The sequence below is a fragment of the Pseudomonas defluvii genome, from assembly GCF_001695625.1.
Lineage (GTDB): Bacteria > Pseudomonadota > Gammaproteobacteria > Pseudomonadales > Pseudomonadaceae > Aquipseudomonas > Aquipseudomonas defluvii.
The window spans coordinates 1-6,043 of sequence record NZ_MBPN01000173.1 but is presented as its reverse complement, the minus strand read 5'-3'; the positions used below and the strand labels follow the sequence as shown (position 1 = coordinate 6,043).

General features: G+C 49.7%; 7 protein-coding genes and 1 pseudogene. 5 read left to right on the top strand and 3 right to left on the bottom strand.

What is annotated here, in order from left to right:
• From EKA13_RS25450 to EKA13_RS25435, 4 genes and pseudogenes are all read left to right on the top strand, one after another.
• A partial coding sequence (locus EKA13_RS25450; protein ID WP_218060857.1) for a hypothetical protein occupies positions 1-1,074 on the top strand: 1,074 nt, incomplete at its 5' end.
• A 211-nt stretch (positions 1,075-1,285) separates the two neighbouring features.
• On the top strand, positions 1,286-3,079 hold the full coding sequence (locus EKA13_RS25445; RefSeq protein ID WP_065761850.1) for a hypothetical protein: 1,794 nt from the start codon (positions 1,286-1,288) through the stop codon (positions 3,077-3,079).
• 38 nt (positions 3,080-3,117) lie between these two features.
• On the top strand, positions 3,118-3,897 hold the full coding sequence (locus EKA13_RS25440) for a hypothetical protein (RefSeq protein WP_065761849.1): 780 nt from the start codon (positions 3,118-3,120) through the stop codon (positions 3,895-3,897).
• 118 nt (positions 3,898-4,015) lie between these two features.
• Positions 4,016-4,195 (top strand): annotated as a pseudogene (locus EKA13_RS25435) (DNA-3-methyladenine glycosylase I); the annotation flags it as partial.
• 28 nt (positions 4,196-4,223) lie between these two features.
• On the opposite strand, the gene EKA13_RS25430 reads toward EKA13_RS25435, so the two are convergent.
• From EKA13_RS25430 to arsC, 3 genes are read right to left on the bottom strand one after another with little or no spacing between them, the layout of a single operon-like run.
• Complete coding sequence (locus tag EKA13_RS25430) at positions 4,224-4,646, bottom strand: DUF2069 domain-containing protein (protein WP_065761848.1); 423 nt, start codon at positions 4,644-4,646, stop codon at positions 4,224-4,226.
• On the bottom strand, positions 4,639-5,244 hold the full coding sequence (gene wrbA / locus EKA13_RS25425) for an NAD(P)H:quinone oxidoreductase (RefSeq protein ID WP_065761847.1): 606 nt from the start codon (positions 5,242-5,244) through the stop codon (positions 4,639-4,641). Before wrbA ends, EKA13_RS25430 begins: the two co-directional genes overlap by 8 nt.
• The gene (gene arsC / locus EKA13_RS25420) at positions 5,241-5,594 is read right to left on the bottom strand and encodes an arsenate reductase (glutaredoxin) (RefSeq protein WP_065761846.1); all 354 of its coding nucleotides are present in this window, start codon (positions 5,592-5,594) and stop codon (positions 5,241-5,243) included. The genes wrbA and arsC overlap by 4 nt, the downstream gene beginning before the upstream one ends.
• Before the next feature lie 86 nt (positions 5,595-5,680).
• Between arsC and EKA13_RS25415 the strand changes: the two genes are divergently transcribed.
• Positions 5,681-6,043, top strand: a 363-nt coding sequence (locus EKA13_RS25415) for a TlpA disulfide reductase family protein (RefSeq protein WP_065761845.1), incomplete at its 3' end; no start/stop codon positions are given.

Here is a 6,043-nt window from a genome sequence, read left to right as displayed (position 1 = left end):
GAGCTTACATTTTCTAAGATCCTCGACTCCTTTTCCAGCCGGTCAGATTTTTTCTACACCCTTAAATGCGAAGAGCCGGATAAGGTCAAAATGAATAGATATTTCTTCAGAGCAGACTCAGCAGATCCGTGTGCACCGCCAAGTCTGCATATTCGTCGCGTATTAATGGTGAGCTTCGGAGGTATTGCTTTTATAGTTATTCTTTATGGGCTGTTCCTGATTGTAAAAACATGGCCGATTGATGAGTACTCAATTTCTAAGGCTGGGACTTTTGGCGATAGCTTCGGTGCATTGAATAGTCTTTTCACAGGACTTGGATTTGCAGGTTTGTTAACTACTATTTTTCTTCAGCGCGAAGATTTGAGACTCACAAGAGCAGAGCTTTCCGAAACGCGTGCAGAAATTAAGCTGCAGAGTAGAACGTTTCAGCAGCAGCAGTTTGAAGAGTCATTTTATCGCCTTCTTAGTCTATATAGAGAAAATCTTGCTAACCTCTCTTTCAGGTCGCTAGATCGAACTGAGTCTAGGGTGCACGGCATTGATGCTATACGATCTAGGTTAAGCGAGTTTGAGAGTGCTTGTGCAAGTGAGCCTGGATTGTCATTTCCACCCAAAGGAGGGTTGATTGATAAAGACGATTACACATATTGGCTTTACAAGACCTGCAATCACTTTCTTGCTAGGCAGGCGAGGTATCTCGAAACACTAATTGCAATTATTTCTCTGGTCAAGTCGGAGTGTTATGATTCTGCGAAGGCGGAGAACTACCTAAATATTTTATCTTCACAGTTCACTATTTATGAGATTAAGTATGTATTCTATCAATCGTTCTTGAATCCTAACTATGGCTTGCTGCGATCTACTATGGAGAGCTCGCAATCCTTCAAGGATAGATTTTCTACTTCAAGTATAGTGGCTGATCACTATTTGGCTATGGACTATCTTTGGCAGATTAAGTTGTCACAAAAAGCTGTGCGCGATGATCGCCTGTTTCATCAGGAAAATTTTAAAGCGGCGCGTGGCCGAGCTGCTCAGCGACGTCGGGAGGATAGGAGGTTGATGCACAAAGGTTAATCTTAATCGGGGTGTCCTTGCTTGGAGCTACTTGAGACACTTAGGTGTTTCATTCACGCGCGACGCTAAATCACTGACAGTGGGCGTTGCGGTCGGTGGTGAATTCACACTACTCTTCACCTTGAGTGCTGTGGTGAGGCCATTTGGTGCTTCTATCCGTGAAGTCCATAAGTAAAACGAAATGCTTAGATATCTTGGAAGGTTGAAAAGGATGGTCGATAAAATGTCGAAACAAGGCATGTCGCCGGTGCAAGATGAAATGTCGTTACCACTTGTGAAGTCCGCCGTGAACGCTATTCCAAAAGTTTGCTTGGTTGACATGGACACGGACGTCCACGCTTTGCTTGCGGAGAAGCTTTACGACTGCACAACAGCTACCTTGGGGGGCAATGTGAGTAGCCCCAAAAAAAATCCGGGTATGCAAAGTTTTCTGCGTCCGCTCGTGAAGTTGCCTTCGAATCTTCACGAGTTTCACGTTGTCGTGGTGGATTTGGCTAAGACGGATGTCGTGGAGGAATCTGAAGCGCGTGCGGAGTTGAAAGATACCAGCGGAAATTCTGCGTATGCACTAGTGAGTTCTTACCCGGAGCAGGTATTTAATTCAAAAGGTTTTGGTTCTAGAAGATTTTCCAACGAGATTGATGAGGTTCTTAAAAGAGAATCTGTTGTCGTTATTTTCGCGGCGGAAAATCATAAAATTCACTATGATCTTGCAAAGATTGGGATGCATGGTGCAAAAGTCGTAGAGCGAATAGATTGCGATACGTTACGTCTGTGTGATGGCATAAAGAACTTTAAGAATAAGTTCGGGGAAGCAGTCGAGCTTTATAAAGAAGAAACCAGGTTTCACTCTATTCTTGCAAAATATTTGAATTCTGCAACCTATGAGGTTGTTTTTTCCCATCCTACTTTTTGGAAAAATGGGAAATACGAGCCGGATGGGAATTTTGTTCCTCTTCTGACTAATGCCATTGGGGAAATTGTTGGGTACGTCGCTTTTGAAGATAAGGGGGCAGTATTTGTATTGCCGCAAATAGCTAGAAAGTCGAACTTTCTTGTGGAGTTGTTTGACAGTCTCGCAGCTATTTTTCCAGGAGTGTTTCCGTATAATGGAATGTTTGGCTGGCTGGATGATGGGTCCTGTCCGCTTCCCGGTGAGCAAGAAATCCGTGAAGCACGTATTGATATTGAGGCGAAATATCTAGCGGATGTTGCTGAAAATGAAGCCGCGATTACAAGATTAAAAGATGAATATAAGTTTCTGAGGGTAATGCTTTCCGGGACTGGAGAAGAATTAGTAGAAGCGGTCAGAGAATATTTGGTGTGGCTAGGCTTCTCCTCGGCAAAAGCGATGGACGAACACAGTGGAGAAGTCTTGGAGGAAGACATTCAAGTTCAGCTTGAGCCCGGCCTATTGGTGGTAGAGGTTAAGGGTATAGGGGGTACTTCAAAGGATAAGGAATGCGCTCAGATTTCTAAGATTAAGAATAGACGTCAAGAAGAAAGAAGGGCTTGGGACGTCTCTGCGTTGTATGTCGTGAATCATCAGCGTTACGTATCACCCAAGCTTCGAATAAACCCTCCTTTTAGTCAAAATCAAATAAAAGATGCACAGTTAGATAAGCGAGGATTGATAACGACTTATCAGCTGTATTGTGCCTATTTCGACGTTGCTCGCGGATTGGTTACAAAAGACGAAGTTAAAAAGCAGTTGCTAGAATTTGGCCATGTAAAAATTTCACCACCTGAACTAGTTGAGGTTGGTGTTGTTGAGGAGGTTTATCAGCAAGGGCGCGTGATTGTTCTGCAGTTGGGGGAGGCTACGATATCAGTTGGTTCGAGACTTTATGTTTTGAAAAATGATGTCTACGAAACCCGGGAAGTCATAGGTCTGAAGCTAAATGACGTAGATGTCAATAAGGCTACAGGTGGGGAACTTGGTATTCAATTGGATGCGGCCATAAAAAAAGGCAGTAAGATATACCTGTCGGCTTCGTTGGTGTGATGCTCGGATGGATGAATTCCAATAAGGACTTTGATTAAATGATTAGTGCGCTTACTGCTGAGGTTCTCGATTATTTTAAAGCTTGTTGTGAGGGGGCGGGTGGTGGTGCGATTGCTGATGCTTTTAAAGGCTTTGGCTCTAGAATACAATTTTCAATTTATTCGGAAATAACTTTTCCGGGGTTGTCTATTGATGTTGATGGGAGTGAAGTTTATGTGGCAATGAGCAAACTGTCCGAGTCTTGGTTTGCATATGAAACTCTATTGCCGATCATTTCAGCGCTAGGTTTTGAATCAGACAGGCCCGAAAAGATAAAGTCATTTGGTGCCGCGAGCAGTATTCAAGAAGCCATAGTGCTGCATCGCAATTTTGCAGTTACAGGAACTCCAGTTGGCAAGGCCTCGGTTTTTGATGATGATCATATAACTGATTTGTATCTTCAGGTTTTGATGGAAAAAGCTATTGATAGCTTTCGTGAAAGTATTCGATCTGTTATGTCAGTGGCTGGGGCTAGGGAGAGTATTCAAGGCTATTTGATTTACCTGGAAGAGAATTCGGTAGGTGTTCAGAAAGACTTAATTTTACTTTCGTATAATGCTGTTACTAATTCGGTTTCTGATGCCGCGCCATTGCATATTATGAGTATCGCTTACGCAGTGAGGAACCAATACGTTCATGCAGGGGAAATTCCCGTTTCTGGTATTGAGGATCTGAGTGTGAAGGCCGCGTTGCTTACTGCGTGTTTTACATTTGTGTATCAGTATGCACTCATCGTTGCTACGCAATTAATAAATCATAGCGTAGAAAGCTCAGTTTGATTTAGGGCCAAGGATTCGAGATCGGGCGAGTGAATTTGGCTTATCACATTCACCGCCCCACCTGAGTTCTGTTGACTATTAGCCAATTCAACAAGTCATCTGCCGGATAACCTGGACTACGTTTATCCCTACCGACGACATGGTTGCGGCCCTTGTGGCTCAGGACATCATCGACAAGGCGCCGACCAGCCTGCGGGACCTGGCGCGGGTGCAGGCGGCGTTCAATCAGTGGCACGCCGAAAGCGGGCGGCCACTGTGTCAGCTCTCAGTGATGCTGGCGCATACCGTTAACCATTGAGGTCAAGGCGGGTGGGGGATCGCTGGGCTCAGTGTTGCGCCGAGCCTTCACCCGCCAGTTTGCGGTCATACTGAAACCGCCAGCGCACATACAGCAAGGCGCTGATGAACAGCGCCAGGCTCAGCAGCACTTCCAGCCAGCCGAACAGTGCCCGGTCCGGGACGAAGGTGGCCTGTACACCGCTGATGAAATACAGGTTTACCACGAAGCAGATCCAGGCATGAGCGCGGGCACTGCCCAGCAGTATGCCTGGCATCAGTATCAGCAACGGTACCAGTTCGACGCCGAGAATCACCCAGGAGCGCGCGCCATGCAGCTCGGCGAATAGCAGGGTGTTGACGCTCAACAGGGCGATCAAGCCGACGAATGTCGCCAGGCTCAGCGCCCGGCTGATACGCACACGTGGAGCCAACCACTCCAGTGGGGGCAGTACTTTCGGCTTCTTAGCCACGGCCGTTCTCCAGTAGCGTAGCGGTGCTCGCCAAGCGTTGGCCGAGCGCCCGGCACAGGGCGATTTCATCGGCGTCCAGGGCGCGCTTGCCGTCAGCTCCGGCGTGGTGGCTGGCGCCATAAGGGGTGCCACCTCCACGGGTTTCCAGCAGCGCCGACTCGCTGTAGGGCAGGCCCATGATCAACATGCCATGGTGCATCAGCGGCAGCAGCATGGACAGCAGCGTCGATTCCTGGCCGCCATGCAGGCTGGCAGTGGAGGTGAACACCGCGGCGGGTTTGCCGACCAGGCCGCCGCTCAGCCAGAGGCTGCTGGTGCTGTCGATGAAGTACTTGAGAGGTGCGGCCATGTTGCCGAAGCGAGTCGGGCTGCCCAGTGCCAGGCCGGCACAATTACGCAGGTCGTCAAGGCTGGCATACAACGCACCGTTTTCCGGGATGCTCGGGGCAACGGCTTCGCACTCGCTGGAAATGGCCGGTACGGTGCGAATACGGGCTTCCAGGCCGCCCAGTTCAACGCCACGGGCAATCTGCCGGGCCATCTCACTGGTGGAGCCATGGCGGCTGTAGTACAGAATGAGGATGTAGGGCGTGCTCACGAAAGGATCTCCAGCACCTTTTCGGGTGGCCGGCCAATCACGGCGTTGTCGCCCGCGACCAGAATCGGTCGCTCGATCAGTTTCGGGTGGCTGACCATGGCGGCAATCAGTTCATCTTCGGATAGGGCAGGGTTTGCCAGGTCGAGGCTCTTGTACTCGTCTTCGCCACTGCGCAGCAGTTCACGGGCTGTGATTCCCAGTTTGCCGAGCAGGCTGCGCAGCGTCGCCGCGTCGGGTGGTGTTTCCAGGTAGCGTACTACGGTTGGCGCCAGGCCACGGGCCTCGAGCAGTTCCAGCGCACCACGGGATTTGGAGCAGCGTGGGTTATGGTAAAGCGTCAAGTCGGTCATGTTCGGGTCGCATCCAGCATGAAGTGGCGGCTATTCTAACCGCAGCGACTTCGCATTTTGCTTGAATATTCAATAAGGATTGACCCATGACAAGGCGATTGGCAGCAGTACTGGCGATCACTACGAGCCTGTTGCTCGGCGGTTGCGGCGCAGACTATGGGCTGGATCAAAATGGCCGCAAAGTGGCGGCCGAACACGTGGATGGGCGTTGGCTGGTGCTCAACTATTGGGCTGAATGGTGTGGCCCGTGCCGTACGGAGATTCCGGAGCTCAATGCAGTGGCCAAAGACCTGCAGGCCAAGGGCGTGACGGTGCTCGGGGTGAATTTCGACGGCCTGCGCGGTGATGAGCTGAAAAAGGCCAGTGATGCGCTGGGGATAGGGTTCACCGTGCTTGCTGACGACCCGGCCGAGCGCTTTGAGTTGCCGCGCAGTGAGGGTTTGCCGGTC